General features: G+C 42.0%; 15 protein-coding genes, 3 tRNA genes, 2 rRNA genes and 2 pseudogenes (1 of these 22 cut by a window edge). 8 read left to right on the top strand and 14 right to left on the bottom strand.

The genetic code is table 11. The annotated features are described in order from the left end of the window. Positions 1-135 precede the first annotated feature (135 nt). Positions 136-1446, top strand: a complete 1311-nt coding sequence (locus BG00_RS04845; RefSeq protein WP_036980886.1) for a short-chain fatty acid transporter — start codon at positions 136-138, stop codon at positions 1444-1446. 39 nt (positions 1447-1485) lie between these two features. Here BG00_RS04845 and BG00_RS04840 read toward each other — a convergent pair whose 3' ends face one another. Next, positions 1486-2499, bottom strand: a complete 1014-nt coding sequence (locus tag BG00_RS04840; RefSeq protein ID WP_036980885.1) for a metalloprotease — start codon at positions 2497-2499, stop codon at positions 1486-1488. Positions 2500-2677: 178 nt separating this feature from the next. Here BG00_RS04840 and BG00_RS04835 point away from each other — a divergent pair. Then, positions 2678-3867 (top strand): annotated as a pseudogene (locus BG00_RS04835) (EAL domain-containing response regulator). On the opposite strand, the gene BG00_RS04830 reads toward BG00_RS04835, so the two are convergent. Then, a complete protein-coding gene (locus BG00_RS04830) occupies positions 3864-4931 on the bottom strand; it encodes a hemolysin family protein (protein ID WP_036980883.1) in 1068 nt (355 codons plus the stop codon). The pseudogene BG00_RS04835 and the gene BG00_RS04830 overlap by 4 nt on opposite strands. A gap of 84 nt (positions 4932-5015) precedes the next feature. Between BG00_RS04830 and BG00_RS04825 the strand changes: the two genes are divergently transcribed. After that, a complete protein-coding gene (locus BG00_RS04825) occupies positions 5016-7508 on the top strand; it encodes an alpha/beta hydrolase family protein (RefSeq protein ID WP_036980881.1) in 2493 nt (830 codons plus the stop codon). 164 nt (positions 7509-7672) lie between these two features. Further along, complete coding sequence (locus BG00_RS04820) at positions 7673-8377, top strand: response regulator transcription factor (RefSeq protein WP_013463763.1); 705 nt, start codon at positions 7673-7675, stop codon at positions 8375-8377. Here BG00_RS04820 and BG00_RS04815 read toward each other — a convergent pair. The 7 genes from BG00_RS04815 to nudE all read right to left on the bottom strand — a co-directional run bounded on the left by BG00_RS04815 (position 8374) and on the right by nudE (position 12750). Next, positions 8374-9885: a YifB family Mg chelatase-like AAA ATPase gene (locus tag BG00_RS04815; RefSeq protein ID WP_036980878.1), complete on the bottom strand. Its 1512-nt coding sequence runs from the start codon at positions 9883-9885 to the stop codon at positions 8374-8376. The two genes, BG00_RS04820 and BG00_RS04815, sit on opposite strands and share 4 nt — an antisense overlap. 34 nt (positions 9886-9919) lie before the next feature. Beyond that, complete coding sequence (locus BG00_RS04810) at positions 9920-10534, bottom strand: trimeric intracellular cation channel family protein (protein WP_024601286.1); 615 nt, start codon at positions 10532-10534, stop codon at positions 9920-9922. 332 nt (positions 10535-10866) lie between these two features. Next, positions 10867-10943 (bottom strand) — tRNA-Met (locus tag BG00_RS04805). Positions 10944-11010: 67 nt separating this feature from the next. Continuing rightward, positions 11011-11087, bottom strand: a tRNA-Met gene (locus BG00_RS04800). A gap of 82 nt (positions 11088-11169) precedes the next feature. Next, positions 11170-11246 (bottom strand) — tRNA-Met (locus BG00_RS04795). A gap of 141 nt (positions 11247-11387) precedes the next feature. Next, entirely contained in the window at positions 11388-12185 is a 798-nt protein-coding gene (gene cysQ / locus BG00_RS04790; protein ID WP_036980876.1) for a 3'(2'),5'-bisphosphate nucleotidase CysQ, read from the bottom strand. Continuing rightward, the gene (gene nudE, locus BG00_RS04785; protein ID WP_024601288.1) at positions 12178-12750 is read right to left on the bottom strand and encodes an ADP compounds hydrolase NudE; all 573 of its coding nucleotides are present in this window, start codon (positions 12748-12750) and stop codon (positions 12178-12180) included. Before nudE ends, cysQ begins: the two co-directional genes overlap by 8 nt. 286 nt (positions 12751-13036) lie before the next feature. On the opposite strand from nudE, the gene yrfG reads away from it, so the two are divergent. Further along, positions 13037-13684 (top strand): GMP/IMP nucleotidase, encoded by a 648-nt coding sequence (gene yrfG, locus BG00_RS04780; RefSeq protein WP_036980875.1) that lies wholly within the window; start codon positions 13037-13039, stop codon positions 13682-13684. On the opposite strand, the gene BG00_RS04775 is transcribed toward yrfG, so the two are convergent. From BG00_RS04775 to BG00_RS04765, 3 genes are all read right to left on the bottom strand, one after another. Continuing rightward, the gene (locus tag BG00_RS04775) at positions 13677-14297 is read right to left on the bottom strand and encodes a dUTP diphosphatase (RefSeq protein WP_036980873.1); all 621 of its coding nucleotides are present in this window, start codon (positions 14295-14297) and stop codon (positions 13677-13679) included. The two genes, yrfG and BG00_RS04775, sit on opposite strands and share 8 nt — an antisense overlap. Positions 14298-14349: 52 nt before the next feature. Further along, a complete protein-coding gene (locus tag BG00_RS04770; protein WP_036980872.1) occupies positions 14350-14718 on the bottom strand; it encodes a YacL family protein in 369 nt (122 codons plus the stop codon). A gap of 112 nt (positions 14719-14830) precedes the next feature. Next, a complete protein-coding gene (locus BG00_RS04765; RefSeq protein ID WP_013463755.1) occupies positions 14831-15055 on the bottom strand; it encodes a hypothetical protein in 225 nt (74 codons plus the stop codon). Between the two features lie 315 nt (positions 15056-15370). Between BG00_RS04765 and uvrD the strand changes: the two genes are divergently transcribed. The 3 genes and pseudogenes from uvrD (at position 15371) to BG00_RS04750 (ending at position 20659) form a co-directional block, all read left to right on the top strand. Then, on the top strand, positions 15371-17536 hold the full coding sequence (gene uvrD / locus BG00_RS04760) for a DNA helicase II (protein WP_036980870.1): 2166 nt from the start codon (positions 15371-15373) through the stop codon (positions 17534-17536). Next, entirely contained in the window at positions 17514-19604 is a 2091-nt protein-coding gene (locus BG00_RS04755; protein ID WP_036980869.1) for a GNAT family N-acetyltransferase, read from the top strand. The genes uvrD and BG00_RS04755 overlap by 23 nt, the downstream gene beginning before the upstream one ends. Further along, a pseudogene (locus BG00_RS04750) lies at positions 19573-20659 on the top strand (ABC transporter substrate-binding protein). The gene BG00_RS04755 and the pseudogene BG00_RS04750 overlap by 32 nt, the downstream one beginning before the upstream one ends. A 389-nt stretch (positions 20660-21048) precedes the next feature. Here BG00_RS04750 and rrf read toward each other — a convergent pair. Beyond that, a 5S ribosomal RNA gene (gene rrf / locus BG00_RS04745) occupies positions 21049-21163 on the bottom strand. Between the two features lie 131 nt (positions 21164-21294). Further along, positions 21295-23417 (bottom strand): 23S ribosomal RNA (locus BG00_RS04740); it runs 763 nt beyond the window's last position.

The following is a 23417-nucleotide window of genomic DNA, read 5'->3' as shown; positions in this document are numbered from 1 at the left end:
ATTTGCTAGCGACATTCCCTCATCAACAACCTTTAAAAAGTCAGCTTTACTGAGCGTTTATTAAAAGCGGTGTTTGCTAATCCTAAGATTTCATGATTAATTAACAAATAAGTTTTCACTAACTCGTTATTAATTATGCTTAATAAAGTTGCCAGCCCGTTTACTAAGCTCGTCGAGCGCTACTTACCCGACCCATTTATATTTGTCATTATGCTCACTATTATTACCTTGAGCATTGCGAATTTAGCGACCCCAGCAACCACACTTGAGGTAATAACATCATGGGGTAGCGGGTTTTGGAACTTACTAAGCTTTGCCATGCAAATGCTGTTGGTGCTAGTAACAGGCTATATGCTTGCCAGTACCTCGTTAATAAGTATGTTACTAACAAAATTAGCAACGTTTGCTAATACGGCCCCAAAAGCCATTATTTTAGTGACTTTTATTTCGCTTTTAGCAAGCTGGCTTAATTGGGGGTTTGGCTTAGTGATTGGGGCTTTATTTGCTCAAGCCATTGCTAAACAGACTCGAGTGGATTATCGGCTATTGGTAGCAAGTGCTTACTCAGGTTTTGTAGTATGGCACGGCGGATTGGCAGGCTCCGTACCACTCACCATTGCCAGCGACGGGCATTTTTCACAGGCGACTATGGGTATTATTGGCACACAGCAAACCTTATTCGCAGGCTTTAACATTGCGATTCTGATTGGCTTATTTATCATTATGCCACTGGTTAACCGCTACATGCTACCGAATGAAAAAGACAGTGTTTATATTGACCCTTCACTGCTTGAAAACACACCACCTGATAAAGTAACAATAACACGCCCTGCGCAACATTTAGAACAAAGCAAACTGCTAGGCATGGGCATTGGATTACTCGGACTTGCCTACTTAGGTTATTACTTTTTTATCGCAGGTGGCGGCTTAAACCTCAATAGCGTAATTGCCCTGTTTTTGTTTATGGCAATCACTCTGCATCAAACACCCCATAATGTACTTAATAGCTTGCAACAAGCGATTCCGAGTGGCGCAGGAATTGTAATTCAGTTCCCTTTTTATGCCGGTATTATGGCGGTAATGGTCGATACAGGGCTAGCACAACAAATATCACAGGGCTTTATTGCCATAGCAGATGCCGATAGCTTGCCATTTTACAGTTTTATAAGTGCAGGACTCGTTAATATATTTGTGCCATCAGGTGGCGGACAATGGGCGGTACAAGCGCCTATTGTTATACCTGCAGCACAAGAGCTTGGTGCAGATATGGCGCGGGTTGCTATGGCTGTGGCGTGGGGAGATGCGTGGACTAATTTAATTCAACCCTTTTGGGCATTACCGGTATTAGCCATTGCAGGATTAAAAGCTAAAGACATTATGGGCTTTTGCGTGGTACAGCTGATTATTACTGGGGTGTTTATTTCGTTGGTATTAAGCTTTTACTAATATAATCGGGCTGTAACTCATATTACAGCCCGCACTTATTTAACTCGATAAAATCTTCATTGGCAAGCTTAATATCGCGTTTTCAGAGTCGGCAAAGTGCATCATCACTGCTACATGGCCAGCAACCACCAGTGCATACATAACCGCTGAAAAACTTTGTCCGTATTTATCTAGTGGTATTAAATGGGAGTAATGTCGACCGCGCCATTCAAATACAATTTCCAGTGCGCCAACAAACAAAAAGAACACCAGCAACATTAAGCCAAACGTATAGCTAAGCCATAAGCCAAACAGCACCCCCAGTAAGCACACACTCAAACCAACCCATGAACGCATTGAAAAGCTAATACTTTTTAGTACATGCCCACCATCTAGCGGTAAAATAGGCAGTAAATTGAATAAATTAAGCAGCGCACTAAGTACCGCAACGCCTGCAAATATTTCCATTTCTGTGGCGTAATAAAGCACCACGCCTAACACTGAGGTAAACAAACCAAAGGCAGGGCCCATTAGTGATATAACCACATCTTGCCAGCGCGTAGTTATTTTATCGTCGCTAACGGCTAATCCGCCTACAAAAGGAATTAAATAAATGCCTTTGGTTTTAATGCCAAAATACTTCATAGCTCGTACGTGGCCATATTCGTGTACCACCAGGCAAGCAATCAGCATTAACGCAAACTCAATGGTAAACAGCCACGCATAACCCGCTACCGATGCACTGGCAAGTGCTACTTTAACAACTTTAGCACTTTTAAATAATTTAAAGCCAAGCGCCGCGAGCCCTAAAAACCCTTTTTTAGGTTCGCCTTGTGCTGCAGGTAAAGCTAACTGAGTTGCAAACTGATTATTTACATATAGCACCAAGCTTTGCTGGCTTACTTCGCTGCTATCAATACCAATTAACTGCTCATCAAGCATAAACTCGACATAATTTTCACGTGGGTTTTCAAATGCTATCGCTTGCTGATCATGAAATATTTTTACAACTTGCTGATCGGCTATCATCAGCGTAAACGGTTGCTCTGCCAGAGAAAGATCGACTTTTATCATTGTTATACCCATTATAAATTATGGCGCTAGTATACCTTTCCACCAAAAAAACACGAGTGAGCTAGCATCATTTTATTAGCGATAATTTAAGGTAAAAATGCCTGAAATACTGACAAAAACTATTCAAGCGACTCTTTTTAGTATTACAGGAAGTAAGCTACAACTACCAAGGACACCAATGCGAACTCAATTGCCAAACATACTCGTTGTTGATGACTCAAAAGCCATTTTAATTGTTATGAAAGCGATTTTTAATGAGCTCGAAATGCCAGAAGTCACCACTTGCTTAAGCGCAGTTACAGCATTAGAGAAAGTAAAGCCTGATATAAACTATTTTGATGCCATATTTACCGATCTTAATATGCCAGAAATGGATGGCATGGAGCTGTTCCGTTACTTAGGTGAAATAGGCTATTGCGGTGCAGTTGTTATTATTTCTGAAATGGACCCTAAAATAATCAGCCTAGCCGCTGACCTCGCTAAACAGCACAATGTGCATTTAATTGGCAACCTATCTAAGCCTGTGCAACTCAGTCAGGTAAATACGTTACTTACCAAAATCGCTCAGTTAAACAGCACACACTTGTAAAAGAGCGCCCAATCACTAAAGAAAAACTAATTAACGCATTAAAAAATAATGAAATAACACCTTACTATAAACCTAAACAAAGTGTGGAAGTGCTGGCTCGCATTGTATCAAGTAAAGACGAGCGAGTTATTTTACCAAGCCGTTTTATCAGCCTGGCTGAGCAATGCGATTTAATCAATGACATTACGTTTACGCTATTTGAAAAAGCCTGTAGGGACATCAAGCAACTAAAAGAGCAGCTGGGTACAAATTTGAAATTGTCATTTAACTTATCGCCGTGTCAGTTAGATGATTTAAACAGCCCCAATAAGTTATTACAGCTTCTACAAAAACATGATGTTTTACCCAGTGATGTGGTGCTTGAAATAACCGAGCAGCATGCCCTTTCAAGCTACACTCAACTCGAAACCTTAAATAGATTAAGAATATTCGGCTTTGGTATTTCACTCGATGACTTTGGCACTGGTTTTACTAATATTAACCAACTCAAACAGCTGCCATTTACAGAAGTAAAAATAGATCGCTCGTTTATTAGCCACATAGAAACCGATAAGTTTTCTCAAGTGGTAGTCAGCTCACTAATTAATATGACAACCCAAGAGCAGCTTGAGCTAGTGGCCGAAGGCGTTGAACGCCCCGAAGAGCTGGCTTACCTCAAGCATTATCAAACAAATTTAGCTATACAGGGCTTTTTATTTAGTTGCCCAAAGGCAAAAACTGAATTTATCTCGTGGGCACAACACTGGATAAAAACAGCTGCTAAAACAAAAAACAGCTAACGAGATTCATTATCGTCGGCGCTGACGATATGCTCACTATCAGCTAAACGCTGGTGCCAACGCTGCTTTGCTACGGCGCGCATATTGGTTGATTGATCTCGCTCATCCACTATTTCTAAGCCCATTAACGCTTCTATCATATCCTCGAGCGTTACAATTCCTTGCACATCACCGTATTCGTCAATCACTAAGCAAATGTGGGTACGTTGGGTGAGCAATGTTTGTAATAACGACGATACGTTTTGGGTGCTCGGTACCGTATAGATAGGTTTAACTAACTTACTAATTTTGTAATCTGTGCCTAACCGATGATATGCCAACATAATATCGTTTTTATGTACAAAGCCTATGATATCGTCAGCGTCTTTGTCATAAATTAGCACTCGAGAGAATGACGACGAACCGTGTTCACTCAAGTATTGATTAACGGTAAGATCTTTATGGATTTTAAAAATGACCGTACGCGGTGTCATTAAATCGGTTAGTTTTGCATGCCTAAAGTGCAGCAAATTACGAATGATTTCTGATTCATCAGCATGAAGCGCCCCAGACTCACTGCCAATGTCGGCCATTGCTTCTATTTCTTGGCGAATATAATAGGCCTCATTATGCTTTTGACCCATCAAATTAGTTAGCTTTTGTGCTGCCCAAACAAAAGGCTTAAGGACTAGTACCAAAATACGTAAACCATAAGTCACACTAGGCGTTAAAGCACGCCAATAATTAGCCCCCAGCGTTTTAGGAATAATTTCAGATAACACCAGTACCAATAAAGTCATAATCGCAGACGCAATCCCCACAGCCGCATCTGAAAACACCACGGCAGCCTGTGCGCCCACGCCCGCAGCACCGGCAGTATGTGCAACAGTATTAAGTGTTAAAATAGCCGCTAATGGCTGATCGATATTACTTTTTAGCTTCTCTAGTTGCTTAGCCAGTACTGGCCGCTCTTTACGAAGCAGCGCAACATAACTAGGTGAAATGCTCAATAGCACCGCCTCCATTATTGAACACAAAAACGAAATCACAATCGCTGTAACCATGTAAACGATTAATAGTGTCACTTTTTTTCCTCTAAATTGGATATATGAGCATCATAACAATACATGCTATATTTGGCCAAATACCCAATAATAATAGGCATAACAATGAATTTAAGCGCACCTTGGCATCGTTACGCAAAACGTTTTACTTACTTAGCAACCCTGCTAACATTAAGTAGTTTGAGTATAACGACCTTAGCCGCCCCACTCGATCAATCAAAAATCCAGTTTATCGGGCCTCTTGCAGAAGACATGCAAGCAAAGCCATTTCAAACACCGTATGGCGACGTGATTATCAGTAATCTGCTTGCACAACTTGAATCAAATAAAGAAAGCTTTGTTGTGTTTGGTAAAAAGCACAAGTGGCAACCACTTGATAAAATTAACGCGCTTACTTTAGGCGGTTTACAAGCACTTAAATTTAATATTGAAACTAACCGATTTACTCAAGGCTCCTTAAACATTAAAGGAATAGAGCAAGGCCAGGTTTTTATTAACGGTGAGAAACAAAGTGGTGAAAACCAACGCTATCAGCTTGCTTTAAATAACGGCTCACACACCGTTATTGTCATTGCTCAACAGGTTGCTAATTGGAATGATGTCACCTTAGCGTTTGTGCCAAAAGCAGACACTGATGTTGTCACCCTAACCACCAATAAAACCAAGCGCTTATCGGCTAAGCAATTGTTTGACGCCCCAACTATTAGCAGCTTGTCTTTGTCACCTGATGCTAAGCATTACTTAAGTACAACAAAGCGTTACAGCGATAAAACAGGCAACGACGCCATTACCACAACCGAGCTTAAAAATACTAATAACCAAACGGTATACCGATTTGAAGAAGCGCAGCCTAGCCAATTCACTTGGAGTCCTGATAATCAATTTTTAGTCTATTTACTCAACGGCGAGTTAAAGCAGTTAAACCGTAAAACTTTCGCTATAAAAACCTTAGCCTCAGGCCTTGAGGGGGCAAGCAACTTTAGCTATTACAACGATAATAGTATTCTTTTTAGCTGGTCCAAATCACCTGAAGAAACCAATAGCCTCACTAAACATCATAAAGGCTTGCAAGACCGTTGGTCTTACGCCCGTACGGTTAGCCAATTATATTTACTCGATACCCAAAGTGGTTTAACCAAAGCCCTGACCGAAGGCGTATTAAGCCATCAACTTGAAGATGCTAATAGCAACCGTGGAAAACTATTAATGAGTCGTCCAGTAATGGCCATGCAAGCCTCAACCCATCCAGAGACTGAGCTGGTTGAACTTACATTAAAATCCAACAGCATAAAATCGTTAGGTAAGTTTAAAACCTTTAATCAAGCGAAATATACCGCAAACAATATTTATGTTGTTGCAGGCCCTGATTTTAAAAATGGCGCAGGCAGAGTACTACCGCAAACCATGCTGGCGAATAATTATGATGGCCAGCTGTATTTACTAACCGATAACGCTAAAAAAGTAACGGCGTTAAGTAAACAATTTGACCCTGCGATTGGCACATTGGAAGTACTAAGCAATGGCGATGCATTAATCAAAGTGACAGAAAAAGACACCCAACCACTGTATTTATATGATCTTAGTAAACAACGCTTTAAAAAGTTAGATACAGGGTTTGATATTGTAGAACAGTTTAGTTTTTCAAATACTCGCAATACCCAGCTACTGCTCTCTGGCAGTAATGCTTCAAGCGCCCAACAACTCAAGCGCTTTGACGTAAGCAAAAATAAAGTGGAGTTAATCTGGGATTCAAACCCGATTGCATATGCCAATACCACGATTCCTAAGCTTGAAGAATTTAACTTTACCAATAAGCGTGGCGTAGAAATATCTGGTCGTGTTTACTTGCCAAGTAATATTGATAAAACTAAAAAGCACCCTGCTCTGGTCTATTACTATGGTGGCACCTCACCTGTGACTCGTGGATTTACAGGACGTTACCCTTTTAATTTATGGGCAGCGAACGGCTATGTGGTTTATGTGGTACAGCCAACTGGTGCAACGGGCTTTGGACAAGCGTTTTCAGCGCAACATGTCAATGCATGGGGCGATTATACCGCCGATGACATTATGCAAGGCACAGAGGCATTTTTAGCTAAATATGATTTTGTAGACAGAAATAAAGTCGGTAATTTAGGAGCATCTTACGGTGGATTTATGACGATGCTGCTTGCTACTAAAACCGATATGTTCAGCGCGTCTATTGCTCATGCGGGAATTTCAAACTTAACTTCTTACTGGGGTGAAGGATGGTGGGGATATTTATACTCAGGCGAAGCCTCTAAAAATAGTTTCCCGTGGAATAACTCTGAACTTTATAGCCAACATAGCCCAGTGTTTCATGCCGATAAAGTGACCACGCCATTACTGCTTATTCATGGTGACAGCGATACGAATGTGCCAGTAGGTGAAAGCTTAACTATGTACACCGCGCTAAAACTGCTAAATAAAGATGTTGAAATGATTGAGTACAAAGGAGCCGATCATCAAATATTTGCACGCGATAAGCGTTTTAATTGGTGGAACACCATGTTGGCTTACTTTGATAAAGAGTTAAAAAATGAACCTCAATGGTGGGATTCAATGTACGGCCAATAATCATTTAAATGCGCACTTAAAATAATTTATAAAAAGTGCGCTATATAAAAGTAATTTGATTATTCTTTTTTGTAATATAAAGTTACCGAAAAAATTAAACTCTGTGTTATGCATGTAACGAATAATGCTAACATGCAAGGCTACTATTAAAAAAATAACAGACTATGGCAATAAATGTTTTATTGGTTGAAGATGACGAGCTGCTAGTAAAGCGCATCCAAAATCATTTTATAAATACCGAGTTCTCTATTGACGTTGACGCAACGGGTGCCGATGCTTTAAGCATGGTTAAAAGCCGTGTAAATCAGCGCAGTGCTATTTCCTTGGCAATTATTGATATTGTGCTGCCAAAGCGCAATGGTTTACAACTTGCCAAAGAGTTAAATACGCTCACCGATATCGGTGTTATTTTGTTATCGAGTCGTGACTCACAAGCTGATCGTATTGCTGGTCTTGCTCAAGGTGCCGATGACTATATTTGCAAGCCTGTCGATTTACTCGAGCTTGAGTTGAGAATGCGCGCTTTATACAAACGTATTGCAAACAATCAACACGACGATGACAGTGAAGAGTTTATCGAATACGCAGATTTTAAACTCCATCCAGATAACCGCACACTCATTACAGCCAGTGGGATTGAATCACGGCTCACCGAGGCAGAGCATAAAGTGCTTATTTGTTTAATCGGCAATGCCGGTAAAGCCACTTCACGTGAAAAAATATCAGAAGAAATTGGCCAGCCTGATTGGAGCCCCAACGATCGTACTGTAGACGTGTTAGTGGGTCGTTTACGTAAAAAGCTTAACGATGAGAAAGATCAAAAACGCATCGTCACCGTGCGTGGTAAAGGCTATATGCTATCTATTTAGTATTGGGTTAACTGCGATAATAAACGCTCAAATGCCCGATAATTAAGTGCTTCTTTAAGCTCATTTAAACTAATTTGTGGCGCGCCTTTTAAATCACTAATGGTACGCGCTACTTTTATCACTCTATGATAAGAGCGCGGCGATAACGCCAGCTTTTCACTTGCTCTAGCTAAAAACTGTAGCTCCGCAGCGGGTAACTCGCAGTATAAGCTCATTTCTTTGTTATTTAGCCGCGCATTTACTTTACCTTGGCGTTTTAATTGTATTGCATAAGCCGCTTCTACTCGCGCTCTCACTTCAGCACTGGTTTCTTCTGCAGTCGTACTTTGTAGCTCCACGCTGCTTAGTCTAGGGAGCTCAATTTGCAAATCAATTCTATCGATAAACGGTCCCGATACCCGCGATAAATAACGCATCACTTGATCAGGGGTCGCCCGTTTATCATGATGGCACCCAGTCGGGCTGGGATTAAGTGCTGCAATAAGCTGAAACTGTGCCGGAAATTCCATTTGTCTTGCCGCGCGCGAAATCGTCACGGTTCCGGTTTCCATTGGTTCTCGTAACGAGTCCAGTACTTTGCGCTCAAATTCAGGCAGCTCATCTAAAAATAATACACCATTGTGCGCTAACGATATTTCACCGGGTTTAGGGTTAGACGAACCGCCTACCAGCGCAACGGCAGAGCAAGTGTGATGAGGATTTCGAAATGGTCGCTGACGCCAATTGGTTAAATCGATTGAGTGGCCAATAATGGAATACAAAGCGGCAGTATCAATGGCTTCATCATCTGACATGGTTGGCATTATTGTAGACATTCGTTGCGCAAGCATTGATTTACCGGTTCCTGGTGGTCCTAAAAATAGTAGGTTATGTCCACCTGCGGCAGCAATTTCTAATACACGTTTAGCACCAGGTTGGCCTTTTACATCACTTAAATCGAGTAAAAAGTCTGGCGCTTGGGTACAGTCAGGGTAGGTAATATTCAATGGTAAAGGTTGTTGGTTGAGTAAGTCTCCCCACACCTCTTGTATAGAGCTTACCGCTTTTCGTTTTACACCGCTGACAAGGCTGGCCAAACTATCGTTTTCAAGAGGAAGAAAACAGCAACGGTTTTGCTCTTTAGCTCCAAGCACTGAGGGTAAAATAGCATTTACTGCACGTATTTCACCATTAAGTGCAAGCTCACCATAAAACTCATACTTATGAATATCAGGGCAGACTATTTGTCCCGATGCGACCAAAATGCCTACCGCAATCGCAAGGTCAAACCGCCCGCCGTCTTTTGGTAAATCGGCGGGTGCTAAATTAACGGTGATACGTTGATCGGGAAATCCAAATTGAGAGTTTTCAAGGGCGCTGCGTACTCTATCCTTGGCCTCTTTAACCGATGCTTCGGGTAAGCCGACAATATGAAATGCAGGTAAACCATTCCCTAAATGCACTTCAACCATAACCTCGGGGGCATTAATTCCTACTTGTGCGCGAGAAAATATACGGGCTAACGACATTCCTTATCCTAGTTAACTGCTATATTAAACCAGTTTAGTCAGGATATTTAAAAACATGTAATATAATCTTCCATTTAATGGCCGAAAAGCGCAGCAATAAGGTCATTAACATACTCAAGATCATCGCCACTTCCACCGTTAAAGATAGGTTTATAGCTAACGTATACACGATACCACCAGCAATACAGGTAATAGCATAGAGCTCACCTTTGAGCAGCATAGGAATATCGCGGGCAAGCACATCGCGAATCAATCCACCAAAACAGGGGGTGATCACCGCCATAATAATAACCGTCATATCAGGCATACCGGCCAATTGCGCTTTTTGTGCTCCCATTACCGCAAAAAAGGCTAAACCAAATGCATCGGCTGTTTGTAAAACATAATAAGGAATCGATTTTTGTTTATTGATCAGTCGTGTTGTAACAAGCACTGCTGCTAAAATAGCATAGAAGTAGCTTTGATCGTGTAACCAAAATACGGGTTGATCGAGTATCACATCGCGAACAGTACCGCCACCAATAGCCGTAACGGTTGCAAGCACAACCACACCAAAGCCATCCATTTTCTTTTCATAGGCAACCAAGGTGCCCGATATAGCAAATACCGCTACGCCAATTAAATCAAACCAGTGATAGAGTTCAGTCATAATTTTTATTACAAAAAGTTTTAAAGAGTTTAACGCATAGCATACTAAATATTCAGCAATAACACTTTCAAAAAGTAGAATTAGAAAAGAACAGTAGGTATACGCGTTAAAAATAGCGTGAGGGAATATGAATTTTAGGCATAAAAAAACACGCTTTAGGCGTGCTGCTTTACTATAACTGTTTATTTCAGTGGTTGCGGGAGCCGGATTTGAACCGACGACCTTTGCTGGCTAATGAAGAGCTGAGACCGACGAGCTACCCATTTCACTGAATTTTAAGCATAAAAAAACACGCTTTAGGCGTGTCGATTTAATAAAACATGTTATTTCAGTGGTTGCGGGAGCCGGATTTGAACCAACGACCTTCGGGTTATGAGCCCGACGAGCTACCAGACTGCTCCATCCCGCGCCTGAAATTGCAGATTTGTTTATAGTTGCTTACATTACAACTTGGCTTCCAATCCTCTAAAGGAAATTGGTTGCGGGAGCCGGATTTGAACCGACGACCTTCGGGTTATGAGCCCGACGAGCTACCAGGCTGCTCCATCCCGCGCCTATATATTTTAAGTCTATCGACTACTTAATTTAATCTCTTAAGTTAGAGTTTACAGTAACCTCAAACCTCTAAAGGAAATTGGTTGCGGGAGCCGGATTTGAACCGACGACCTTCGGGTTATGAGCCCGACGAGCTACCAGGCTGCTCCATCCCGCGCCTGTAATTTCTTTGTAACAGTATCGTGTTATTCACAAGCCTGTTTCGAAGAGAGCGCTATAATATAGGAATAAACCTATAATGCAAGGTTTTACTAATTAAAAACGTTTAAGTGAACAAAAACCCATCAAAAGGCGGTTATTACACTAATCGCTGATGTGGGTTTATCATTTTTTGCCACTCCCAATCGGGATGCCCCATAACAATAAAGTCTGGGTTTTCTGTGCTTTCCCTTTGGTTATAGGTCAGAGGGTTAAACTCAGCATCGGTAATACACCCCCCCGCCTCTTCAACTATTACTTGTGATGCGCCAGTGTCCCATTCACCAGTGGGACCAATTCTTAAAAAGCAGTCAGCTTTACCTTCAGCAACAATACAAGCTTTAAGCGAACATGAGCCTAAAGCCACCGTTGCAAATTGCGCATTTAAATACTGACTCACGGCTTCTATTTTTTGGCGGCGACTTACAGCCAAAGTTAAACTTTCGGGAGGTGCTACAAATATTTGTTTATCATGCTCGCCTTTACGCTTAAACGCCCCATTATTAGCGGTAGCAAAATAGGTCACGTCTTTTGCTGGCCAATGAATCACTCCCAATACAGGATGATTATTTTCTATCAGCGCAATATTAACGGCAAAGTCGCCGCTTTCTAATATAAATTCACCGGTGCCATCCATCGGATCAAGCAGCCAATAGCGTTGCCAGTGCTGCCTGTCTTCCAATGCTGGGATCGGCGTCTCTTCTGACATAATAGGAATATCGGGAGCTAGCGCTTTTAAGCCAGCAACAAGTACATCGTTTGCGGCTAAATCTGCTTTAGTAACTGGTGTACTGTCTGATTTTTCTTGTTGACCAATATCATCTTTTTTATAAATAGCCATAATTGCATCACCTGCACTTTGGGCAAGTGTTATGCATGGTTCAAGTAATTTATCCATTAGTCGCTCCTGAGGCTAAGTACTTATCTAATAATAGCAGAGCGGCAACACTACGTGCTTCAGTAAAGTCAGGTTGTTCTAATAGCGACTGCCACTGCGCAAGTGGCCATTTAACAAGCACTAATGGCTCTGGCTCATCACCTAATAGGGTTTCAGGGTATAAATCTTTAGCAAAGAGGATATGCATAGTGGCATTGAAATAACTAGGCGCCATAGTGACCGTTTTAAGTGCTTCAAAGTATTCTGCACCAAAGCCAATTTCTTCTTTGAGCTCTCGGTTTGCTGCTTGCTCAGGTGTTTCACCGGGGTCAATTAATCCTTTAGGGAAACCTAACTGATAGTCATTGGTGCCGGCGCAATACTCTCGAACGAGTAGTAGTTCGTTTTCAGCTGTGATGGGTACAATCATAACGGCTCCACGGCCACCGCCGCGAATTCGTTCATACTGACGCTCTTCGTCATTTGAAAATTTTAGTTCTAAAGACTCCACAGTAAATAAGCGACTTTTAGCGACAACATTATTACTGAGAATTTGTGGTGGTGTTGGGTGCTTTTTCTGTGTCATGGGCATCAATTTGCTATCATTGCAGTTATACTAATCATATACCCAAATGAGTATAAGATGCGAGTTTCAGTTTGAATTAAAAGCAATTTAAATGCAGAGTTAATCATAAAATATCTTACCCGTAGTTAAGGTTAAATATTTATCTGCCGTTATTGAATTCGCCCTTAATATTTCATCATTGGGAATATGTTTTTAGAGTTCAATTAACAGAGCCCATTATATTTCGCTTGCAAGCATTTCATCGCAACGTAATCATTTAACGCCTCAATTTCCACAAGGATATATCATGCTCAATTGGTCAAAAATCGATACTGTATTACTCGACATGGACGGGACTTTACTTGATTTACATTACGACACTGACTTTTGGCTCAATGTTGTTCCACAACAACATGCTCTGGCTCAAAATATCAGTTTTGAGGAAGCCCGCGCAGATATCTTAAAACGCTATCAGGCTGTGAGTGGCAAAATTCAGTGGTACTGCTCTGACTATTGGGAAGCACAGCTAAACTTACCTATTCTCGAATTAAAGCGTCAATCTGCACATTTAATTAAAATACGTGAAGATGTTCCGCATTTTTTAACTGAACTTCGACGTGCAGGTAAAGAACTCATTTTACTTACCAATGCTCATCCAGAATGCGTGATGCTTAAATTTGAACATACCGCCATTGATAACTACTTAGATGGGGTAATATCAACGCATGAATATGGGGTAAGTAAAGAGCAACAAAGTTTGTGGCATAAGGTTCAAGGAGATTTAGGGTTTGATAAACGCCGCACATTATTTGTAGATGACAGCTTACCGGTATTAAATGCCGCACGAGAATACGGCATTGAGCATTTACTTGCGGTTGCTAACCCTAATAGCCAGCAACCACATAATGTAATAGCCGATTACTTAAGCGTCACCGATTACCGTAAGCTTATTTAGGGTAACGCGCTACTAGGCCTTGATATACCTGTTTTGCAAAATCTACATGCTCAGTATCAAGGCTTTTAACTACTTCAACTAAGTGTTCGTTATCTTCTTTGCCATGCCACACTTTAATGTAGCTACCCTCTTTGTAACCATGATCCTGACGGAAGAAGTTCAGCGTATTTTTACCCACATAGCCACGATATAAATCATCAATATCCATACCGATTTGTGCCATACAACCGGCAAAAGCAGCCGCATTAAAGGTTTTATTGGCAACCGCACTGGCCGCTAATAGCTCAAGGGTTTGTTTGAAGTCATCACCTTGTTGTGGGGCGCTCATTTGAGTTTGTAGCTGCGTAGCGATTTGCTCGTAGCTGGTCTTACCGTCGATACGTAGCGATAAACCAAAATGAAAAATATCAACCAGCTCTAAAATTACTTGTTCAGTATCTGGCGTTTGTTTTTTCCACCATTTCCAACCGTAATGATCCAGCATTTCTGCACATTCAACCCAAATAGCTCTATACCACTCAAAGCCTTGACTAAACCATTGCTCATGTACTTTGGTATTCATGGCATTTTGCATTTCTAGCATAACAACTAGTTTGTTTAAATTCGCAGACATACTGGTTCCACTGTTGGATTTATAATTAGGGTAATAATACAGATAATATAACTTAACGACCAGCCGAAAACTCATGCCATGAGTTGATCAGGTCAACAAAGTCTTCAAAACCACAACCACTGCTTAAATCATTCTCTTCCAGCATGAGTTCATCATCTTGGTAGGCTAATATATCTTCGTTATCTTGATGCAACGCATGCGCTTCGAATAATGCTTCATCTTTAGAAAGAATTAGGTCAATTTCGTGGCCTTTAAGTGTTAACGGTTCAAAGCTTGAACTCACCGAGCTAATAAGTGCTTGTACCATCGCGACTTTTTCTTTGCCAATTTCTTCGTTTAACCAGCGGCCAATTAGGGCATGCTCGCTGCTTATTTTAATGCGCAGCCCGCTAATAGGGTCACGTATAAATTGATATTCCATAACTTTATTCCAGTACTGCCAATGCAACAGATTATAACCTAATCAGCTATGAATAATGAAAGCCAGATACAAAAATAGCGCCATAAGGCGCTATTTAGCATCATCAATTTAGCTAACCGCCTGAGCGATAGCGTGCAGCATCAATAATTGCCCATAAATGGAACACGGCACCGATTACGGCTGGAACAACTAAAAACCATAGCGCATAACCGCCAAAAACCAGAATTGCAAAAACAAGTGCCGCTAAAATACGGCCCTGCACCAACTGCCCTAAACCGGGGAAGAAAATATTACATAATGCTGCGATTACGTTACCGCCAGAACCTTGTTGAGACATACTCACCTCTGTAGTTTAATTAATTTTGTATTTGTACTTATTATTTATACTTACACACTTTATGCCAATTTATTAAAGCTTACAAATCATGTAGTTAAATTATTACGAATTTATCAGTTTAGTATTTTTTGCCAAAAATAGGTCAAATTAGCAATTTTAAATAGGTATTTTAATTACTTGCTCAGTTTATACTGTTAACTATTCAACAACTTAAATACGTATTTTATAAATAGCTGTTTATAAAAACAGTATTTTATTTAGCCTAACAAAAACACCTGTTATACTGCCCCCATTATTGATTGAAAAGGCGTAACGATGGACGTTTCTGAATTACTCGATGGCTTAAATGACAAACAACGCGATGCCGTTGCAGCCCCACTACAAAACATGCTGGTATTAGCAGGTGCTGGTTCGGGTAAAACACGTGTTTTAGTTCATCGTATCGCGTGGTTAATGCAGGTTGAGCAAGCTTCTGCTTATAGTATTTTTGCGGTTACCTTTACTAATAAAGCAGCTAAAGAAATGCGCACGCGAGTAGAAGAAACCTTAAAAGCACCTGTCGGTGGTATGTGGATTGGTACATTCCATGGTTTATCACATCGTATTTTGCGCGCTCATCACCGTGAAGCAAACCTACCAGAAGCCTTTCAAATTTTAGATTCTGATGATCAGCTAAGAATGATCAAGCGCCTATTAAAATCAATGAATATTGATGACAAAAAATGGCCTGCTAAACAGTTTGGTTGGTATATAAGCGCTAAAAAAGATGAAGCTCTGCGTCCTAAAGATATTCAGGCATACGATATTAACGAGCAAATGATGCTGCGTGTTTACGCGGCCTATCAAGAAGCTTGTGATAGAGCGGGCCTAGTTGATTTTGCAGAAATATTACTACGTAGCTATGAGGTTCTTAAAAATAACCCAACCTTGCTGCGTCATTATCAGCAGCGCTTTGCGCACATGCTCGTAGACGAGTTTCAAGATACCAACACCATTCAATATGCGTGGTTAAAACTACTTGCGGGCGATACCAGCAGTATCATGATTGTAGGCGATGATGACCAAAGTATTTATGGTTGGCGCGGCGCAAAAATAGAAAACATTAAACGCTTTTTAACTGATTTTGACGCAGAGACGATTCGCCTTGAGCAAAACTATCGCTCGACTGCCACTATTCTTAAAGCCTCAAACGCGTTAATTCAAAATAACTCCGAGCGAATGGGTAAAAGTTTATGGACCGACGGTAACGACGGTGAACCTATCTCTATTTATGCTGCTTTTAATGAGCTAGATGAAGCGCGCTTTGTGAGTAGCAAATTACGTAGCTGGCTTAATGCAGGTAACGCACTACAAGATGCGGCTATTTTATATCGTAGTAATGCGCAATCACGGGTACTTGAAGAAGCGATGCTACAAGAAGGTTTAAAATACCGAATTTATGGCGGTATGCGATTCTTCGAACGCCAAGAAATTAAAGATGCTCTTTCATACTTACGCTTAGTGGGTAACCGCCAAGATGATGCGGCATTTGAGCGTGTAATTAATACGCCCGCCCGCGGCATTGGCGATAAAACATTAAGCCATATACGTGACTGCGCTCGCGCTGAATCTTTGCCGCTTTGGTATGCTGCTAAAGCCATTGTAGAGCAACAGCATTTATCGGGTCGCGCTTCTGGAGCTGTTGCCAAGTTTGTTGAGTTAATTGAACATATTGAAGATAAAATTAGTGACTTAACGCTGCACGAGCAGGCTAAATATGCCATTCAAACCTCAGGGTTAATGGCAATGTATCAGGCTGAAAAAGGTGAAAAAGGCCGTGCTCGGGTTGAAAACTTAGAAGAATTAATTAGCGCCTGCGATCAATATGAACTCCCTGAAGAGGAAGAATTTAGTTCACCACTACAAGGCTTTTTAGCCTACACCTCGCTTGAATCAGGTGAAGGGCAAGCTGATGAACATGAAGATGCGGTACAAATGATGACGCTTCACTCAGCTAAAGGCTTAGAGTTTCCGCTGGTATTTATGGTCGGTGTTGAAGAGGGCATGTTCCCATCACAACAAAGTAATGAAGAAACGGGCCGTTTAGAAGAAGAACGCCGTCTTTGTTATGTAGGTATGACCCGTGCTATGGATAAACTGTATATAAGCCACGCAGAAAGCCGCCGTTTATATGGTCAAGAAAAATACCACAGCCCATCGCGTTTTTTACGTGAAATACCCGAAGACTGTTTGGAAGAAATTCGCATTAAAACACAAGTCTCAAGACCGCCTGCTGCAGGGCGCTTTAGTGCATCAGTAAGCCATGCGGCATTTGAGGAAAGCGGGTTTAACTTAGGTCAACGCGTACTGCACGCTAAATTTGGTATAGGCACGGTGCTTAATTACGAAGGCAGCGGCGCACAATCGCGTGTACAGGTTAACTTTGACGACTTAGGTAGTAAGTGGTTAGTAACAGCTTATGCAAGACTACAAGCCGTTTAACCGCGTTATAAAGCATCTGCAACAGCAGCTAACGAATGCTAAACATCGTCAGTTACTGTTGCTTACAGGCGATAAAAATTGGTGTTATGAGCAATGCACTCAGCTGCTTGCTCAATTACAGCAACCCTCTTTTGTTCTTTCTAAAAACACAAATTTAGTTAATGCACATTGGCCAGAGCATACCCATCAAATTTTAGGGCAAGAGTGCGCCCATGCTGTCTATGATGGCTACAGTGGACTGGTGCCAGATAAACTAGCAGCCTTAGCGGGCGTAGTTCAAGCGGGTGGCTTTTTAATTGTATTACTTCCAGCGCTCGAATCACTTGAACATTGGTGCGATCCTGCGCTGCCATTATTTCAATCATTTGGACAAGCGTATCAATACAGCTTTTTTAATCAACGTTTAAAGCACTTACTGAGCAGCGCCTCCTTATTACATTTTAATCAACAAGATGACTGGGTTACTCTTGCCGACATTGATGCCTCAGCAGGTACAATAGATTTTACCGAGCAACAACAATGTGTTGAATTAATAAAAAAAACCGCACACGGACGGGCAAATAGACCATTATTGATTAATGCTGATCGGGGACGGGGGAAATCAGCGGCGTTAGGGATTGCCGCAAGCGAGCTCAGCGATAAAAAAATCCTCATCAGCTCTATGCAATTTCGCGCATTGCACAGCAGCTTTAAACATTTAGCAAACGCACTTAATTTGGAGTATCAAGCAGGCAATAAATGCATTGCAAACATGCAATATATTGCACCTGATCAACTACTTAACGAACAGCCTGAGTGTGACTTGCTATTAATTGATGAAGCGGCAGCAATCCCTGTTCCAATGCTCATAAAACTACTCCACCTTTATCCTCGCGTGGTATTTTCAAGCACCATGGTTGGCTATGAAGGCAATGGTCGCGGCTATATTCTAAAGTTTACTCGCTACATTAAAACGCATTTTAAAAATATGCGCAGTATGACTCTTGAACAGCCTATTCGCTTTGCAAAGCAGGACCCATTAGAGCAGCACATTCGCACGTTATTAGCCTTAGATGCTGAACATCACAGCCTCACCTTACACTCTACCCCTTTGCAATTTAAGCAGTTACAGGCACATCAACTTGCTAGTAACGAGCCACTACTTTATCAAGTGATTGGGTTGCTAACGCTGGCACATTATCAAACTAGTGTGAATGATTTACGCCACTTACTAGACGCCACTAAACAACATGTATTTGTTTGCCAACAAGGTGATAATATTCTCGGTGTCTGTTTAATTGCGATTGAAGGTGGATTTAATGCTGCCATGAGCAATGAAATAGCACAAGGAAAGCGTAGGCCTCAAGGTCACTTAATGGCACAAACGCTAGCACAATTGAGTTTTAATGCTGATGTTTTAAAACCACACTGCGCCCGCGTGGTGCGTATTGCCATTGATCCACAGCATCACAACAAAAAAATAGGCACACAGTTACTTAAATACTGTGAACAGCAATTGCAGAGCGAGTGTCATTGGTTTGGTGCCAGCTTTGGTGGCAATGCGCAATTACTCAGTTTTTGGCAAAGTAATGGCTTTGATTTAGTTAAACTCGGTTTTCAAAAAGATAAGGCAACGGGCGAGCACAGCGCATTAGTTGTTAAAAGCTTAACTAAAAGTGAGCAACTAGTAGAGCAATTAGTAGCACAGTTCGAAGCCGATTTCCCTTTGCAACTACTCGATCACTATAGTCAGCTTGATTATCAACTGGTCGCGAAAATTGTCTCTCATTTTATTACTCATACCGACAGTATCACTGAGCAATCAAGATTAAAGTCTATGTTAACAAGTGACTACCAGCTTTTTAATATAAAACCATTACTCTGGCGACGTTTTTGGGCATTGCCGTATAGCTTGCCAACCGATGACGATAATTTCCAATATGTTTTTATTAGGCTAGTATTACAAAATTGGACACCGAAAAATATCCAAAGTCAGTTAGGTTTGAATGGCACAAAGTCATTTAATACATTATTTAAAAAAGCTGTAAATAATTGGTATGAGCGCATTTCGCATAATAGTAAACCTTAACATTGTCCTTATAGCATTAGTGCTTGGGCAAACTTTCGCGCGTGCAGAGCAAACCAACGACAAAGTAATTAAGCTGGGCATGTCTACTGCACTAACTAGTCCTGCTAAAAATATTGGCCAATAGTTGTATAAAGGTAGCAGCGTTTATTTTGACAAAGTTAATAACGCTGGCGGTATTAATGACGCTAAGGTGCTACTTTTAGTTGCTAACGATCACTATGAACCCAAACAAACCGTTAATAATCCTCGTGAGTTTATTTACACAAATAAAGTTGATGCCCTGTTTGGTGCCAAGGGTACCCCAACCAGCCATGCGATTATACCTTTACTAAAGCAAGCTATAACGACGAAGCACAAGAACAAATCAAATACCTCGTTGAAGAGCATAAACATACTAAAATAGGGCTGTTTATACAGGCTGACGAATTTGGCTTATATGTAGAATCAGGGCTAACAGAAGCACTCGCTAAATATAACCTTACACCGGCAATAGTTGCTCGCTACAAACGCAATAGCCAAGAAGTGGAGTCAGCACTTAATACCTTAAAATTAAGCGGAGTTACGGCAATCTGTTTAGTCGCACTTATGAACCACTCTCTGAGTTTATTAATAGCGCCCAAAAGCAAGGGTTTAATCCTGAATATACTAGCGTTTCGTTTGTACCCAGCTTTGACTTATTTGATGAAGTAAACTCACCATCAAATATTATGGTAACGGAGATTGTTCCAAACCCACTAAATTGTAACGATAATTTTTGTACTGAGTTTTTAGCCGATATGCAAGCGAGCAACATTAAAAAACCGAGTCGTCTTCATTTTGAGGGCTATATTAACACTATGGCATTTAGCAAAGCAGAAGATATAAAACCTCTCGATAAGTTAACTGAAATAGGCTTTGATATTGATCCACAAACAAGAAATATGATGCATGGATTAATTAAGCTAGCCGATAAACACAGCGTACTTATTGATCCAAGCGCTATATTTAAACCCAAAGAACTTCAAGCTTCTAACAACACACAAGAGCAGAAAACCGAAGCCTATAGACTGTTCTAAGCTAATTATTTGTTATAAACAACACTTAATAACAAAAGTTCGGTTAGTAGGCTTTAAGTGTACTAGCTTTAGGCGCTTATTCTTTTACTTTTACCTGATGCCTTTTACCTTTCAGCTGCATTTTCACTTTATTCCAGACGTAAAAAAGCCCGACTATTGCTAGTCGGGCTTTCTCTTATTTGGAGTCGGTGCGCTACTTCGTAGCGACAACGCAGTAGAGTGTCGTGGTGCCCACAGCGGTAGAGAGCCACATAGCAAATATATAGAGTCGGCATTAGGCGCTTATTATTTTCCTTTTACCTGATGCCTTTTACCTTTCACCTGCGCTTTTACTTTCCTGCAGACGTAAAAAAGCCCGACTATTGCTAGTCGGGCTTTCTCAATTTGGAGCCTGGTAATGTCCTACTTTCACATAGCAAATGCTACACTATCATCGGCGCTGTTTCGTTTCACTACTGAGTTCGGCATGGGGTCAGGTGGGTCCAAAACGCTATTGTCACCAAGCAAATATGGTGTAAGTTCGATTTAATCGAGCTTACTAAAATTTGGAATTCTGATAATAAAAGTCTTCAAGTATCTACTTTAGTCTATTAACTTCTTGCTTAAACTGTCACATAAAACGCGTTTGGCGTTGTATGGTTAAGCCTCACGGGTAATTAGTACAAGTTAGCTTAATGGCTCACACCACTTCCACATCTTGCCTATCAACGTTGTCGTCTTCAACGGCCCTTCAGAGACTTTAAAAGTCTAGTGAGAACTCATCTCGAGGCCTGCTTCGCGCTTAGATGCTTTCAGCGCTTATCAGTTCCGAACGTAGCTACCGGGCAATGCCATTGGCATGACAACCCGAACACCAGCGGTTCGTTCACTCCGGTCCTCTCGTACTAGGAGCAACCCCTCTCAATTCTCAAACGCCCACGGCAGATAGGGACCGAACTGTCTCACGACGTTCTAAACCCAGCTCGCGTACCACTTTAAATGGCGAACAGCCATACCCTTGGGACCGACTTCAGCCCCAGGATGTGATGAGCCGACATCGAGGTGCCAAACACCGCCGTCGATATGAACTCTTGGGCGGTATCAGCCTGTTATCCCCGGAGTACCTTTTATCCGTTGAGCGATGGCCCTTCCATTCAGAACCACCGGATCACTATGACCTACTTTCGTACCTGCTCGACGTGTCTGTCTCGCAGTTAAGCTGGCTTCTACCATTACACTAACCGTACGATGTCCGACCGTACTTAGCCAACCTTCGTGCTCCTCCGTTACTCTTTGGGAGGAGACCGCCCCAGTCAAACTACCCACCAGGCACTGTCCGTAACCCCGATTCAGGGGCCAACGTTAGAACATCAAAACTACAAGGGTGGTATTTCAAGGACGACTCCACAAAAACTAGCGTCTCTGCTTCTAAGTCTCCCACCTATCCTACACATGTAGGTTCAATGTTCAGTGCCAAGCTGTAGTAAAGGTTCACGGGGTCTTTCCGTCTAGCCGCGGGTACACAGCATCTTCACTGCGATTTCAATTTCACTGAGTCTCGGGTGGAGACAGCGTGGCCATGGTTACACCATTCGTGCAGGTCGGAACTTACCCGACAAGGAATTTCGCTACCTTAGGACCGTTATAGTTACGGCCGCCGTTTACCGGGGCTTCGATCAAGAGCTTCTCCGAAGATAACCCCATCAATTAACCTTCCGGCACCGGGCAGGTGTCACACCGTATACGTCATCTTGCGATTTTGCACAGTGCTGTGTTTTTAATAAACAGTCCCAGCCACCTGGTCACTGCGGCTCCCGTCCGCTTAGAGAGCAAGTCTCATCACAGATAGGAGCGTACCTTCTCCCGAAGTTACGGTACGATTTTGCCTAGTTCCTTCACCCGAGTTCTCTCAAGCGCCTTAGTATTCTCTACCTGACCACCTGTGTCGGTTTGGGGTACGATTCGGTATAATCTGAAGCTTAGAGGCTTTTCCTGGAAGTATGGCATCAGCAACTTCATCACCTTGGTGACTCGTCTCGTGTCTCAGCCTAACAGCAACCCGGATTTACCTAAGTCACTAGCCTACACACTTTCACATGGACTACCATCGCCATGCTTGCTTAGCCTGCTCCGTCCCCCCATCGCAATTATACCAAGTACGGAAATATTAATCCGTTTCCCATCGACTACGCCTTTCGGCCTCGCCTTAGGGGTCGACTTACCCTACCCTGATTAACATGGGATAGGAACCCTTGGTCTTCCGGCGTGCGGGTTTTTCACCCGCATTATCGTTACTCATGTCAGCATTCGCACTTCTGATACCTCCAGCATGCCTCCCGGCACACCTTCAACGGCTTACAGAACGCTCCCCTACCACTCAAACAAAGTTTGAATCCGCAGCTTCGGTGCATAGTTTAGCCCCGTTACATCTTCCGCGCAGACCGACTCGACCAGTGAGCTATTACGCTTTCTTTAAAGGATGGCTGCTTCTAAGCCAACCTCCTGGCTGTCTGGGCCTTTCCACATCGTTTCCCACTTAACTATGACTTTGGGACCTTAGCTGGCGGTCTGGGTTGTTTCCCTCTTCACGACGGACGTTAGCACCCGCCGTGTGTCTCCCGGATAGTACTTTACGGTATTCGGAGTTTGCAAAGGGTTGGTAAGTCGGGATGACCCCCTAGCCTTAACAGTGCTCTACCCCCGTAAGTATTCGTCCGAGGCTCTACCTAAATAGATTTCGGGGAGAACCAGCTATCTCCCGGTTTGATTAGCCTTTCAC

Origin of the sequence: Pseudoalteromonas sp. SCSIO_11900, assembly GCF_000576475.1 — a bacterium.
GTDB classification, from domain to species: domain Bacteria; phylum Pseudomonadota; class Gammaproteobacteria; order Enterobacterales; family Alteromonadaceae; genus Pseudoalteromonas; species Pseudoalteromonas tetraodonis.
This window is presented reverse-complemented; position numbering and strand designations above follow the sequence as displayed.

Coding starts and splice junctions, on each gene's coding strand:
- BG00_RS04845 (WP_036980886.1), top strand. CDS start 136: ATGCTTAATAAAGTTGCCAGCCCGTTTACTAAGCTCGTCGAGCGCTAC.
- BG00_RS04840 (WP_036980885.1), bottom strand. CDS start 2,499: ATGATAAAAGTCGATCTTTCTCTGGCAGAGCAACCGTTTACGCTGATG.
- BG00_RS04825 (WP_036980881.1), top strand. CDS start 5,016: ATGAATTTAAGCGCACCTTGGCATCGTTACGCAAAACGTTTTACTTAC.
- BG00_RS04820 (WP_013463763.1), top strand. CDS start 7,673: ATGGCAATAAATGTTTTATTGGTTGAAGATGACGAGCTGCTAGTAAAG.
- BG00_RS04815 (WP_036980878.1), bottom strand. CDS start 9,885: ATGTCGTTAGCCCGTATATTTTCTCGCGCACAAGTAGGAATTAATGCC.
- BG00_RS04810 (WP_024601286.1), bottom strand. CDS start 10,534: ATGACTGAACTCTATCACTGGTTTGATTTAATTGGCGTAGCGGTATTT.
- cysQ (WP_036980876.1), bottom strand. CDS start 12,185: ATGGATAAATTACTTGAACCATGCATAACACTTGCCCAAAGTGCAGGT.
- nudE (WP_024601288.1), bottom strand. CDS start 12,750: ATGACACAGAAAAAGCACCCAACACCACCACAAATTCTCAGTAATAAT.
- yrfG (WP_036980875.1), top strand. CDS start 13,037: ATGCTCAATTGGTCAAAAATCGATACTGTATTACTCGACATGGACGGG.
- BG00_RS04775 (WP_036980873.1), bottom strand. CDS start 14,297: ATGTCTGCGAATTTAAACAAACTAGTTGTTATGCTAGAAATGCAAAAT.
- BG00_RS04770 (WP_036980872.1), bottom strand. CDS start 14,718: ATGGAATATCAATTTATACGTGACCCTATTAGCGGGCTGCGCATTAAA.
- BG00_RS04765 (WP_013463755.1), bottom strand. CDS start 15,055: ATGTCTCAACAAGGTTCTGGCGGTAACGTAATCGCAGCATTATGTAAT.
- uvrD (WP_036980870.1), top strand. CDS start 15,371: ATGGACGTTTCTGAATTACTCGATGGCTTAAATGACAAACAACGCGAT.
- BG00_RS04755 (WP_036980869.1), top strand. CDS start 17,514: ATGCAAGACTACAAGCCGTTTAACCGCGTTATAAAGCATCTGCAACAG.